Here is a 791-nt window from a genome sequence, read left to right as displayed (position 1 = left end):
CGGACTCGCTTTCGCTACGACTACCCCACACGGGTTAACCTCGCGACATGCCACTAACTCGCAGGCTCATTCTTCAAAAGGCACGCCGTCACCCACCGACCACCAAAGGTCGCGCAGGCTCCGACGGATTGTAAGCGCACGGTTTCAGGTACTATTTCACTCCCCTCCCGGGGTACTTTTCACCTTTCCCTCACGGTACTAGTCCGCTATCGGTCACCAGGGAGTATTCAGGCTTATCGGGTGGTCCCGACGGATTCACAGCAGATTTCACGGGCCCGCTGCTACTCGGGTACCCTCCACGAGAGCCGGCGTGTTTTCGTCTACGGGATTCTCACCCTCTACGACAGGCCGTTCCAGACCACTTCGACTAACACACCGGTTTCTTACTCTCGCCCACCATGACAGTGATGGGAAGAAGGGCCCCACGACCCCACGGATGCAACGCCTGCCAGCTCTCACACACCCGCGGTTTAGCCTCTTCCGCTTTCGCTCGCCACTACTCACGGAATCACATGTTGTTTTCTCTTCCTGTGGGTACTGAGATGTTTCACTTCCCCACGTTCCCTCCACACGCCCTATATATTCAGGCGCGGGTAACACGACATCACTCGTGCTGGGTTTCCCCATTCGGAAATCCTCGGATCACAGCTCGGTTGACAGCTCCCCGAGGCATATCGCAGCCTCCCACGTCCTTCATCGGCTCCTGGTGCCAAGGCATCCACCGTACGCTCATAAACACTTACAACAAAGATGCTCGCGTCCACTGTGCAGTTCTCAAACAACACACAACA

1 rRNA gene is annotated in these 791 nt (G+C 56.6%); it reads right to left on the bottom strand.

Annotated elements, in window-relative coordinates:
* Window positions 1-745, bottom strand: a 23S ribosomal RNA gene (locus tag QYS60_RS25725); the annotation flags it as partial.
* Between the last annotated feature and the right edge of the window lie 46 nt (window positions 746-791).

This window comes from Rhodococcus sp. GXMU-t2271 (assembly GCF_041414735.1).
Classification (GTDB): domain Bacteria; phylum Actinomycetota; class Actinomycetes; order Mycobacteriales; family Mycobacteriaceae; genus Rhodococcus; species Rhodococcus indonesiensis.
This window is presented reverse-complemented; position numbering and strand designations above follow the sequence as displayed.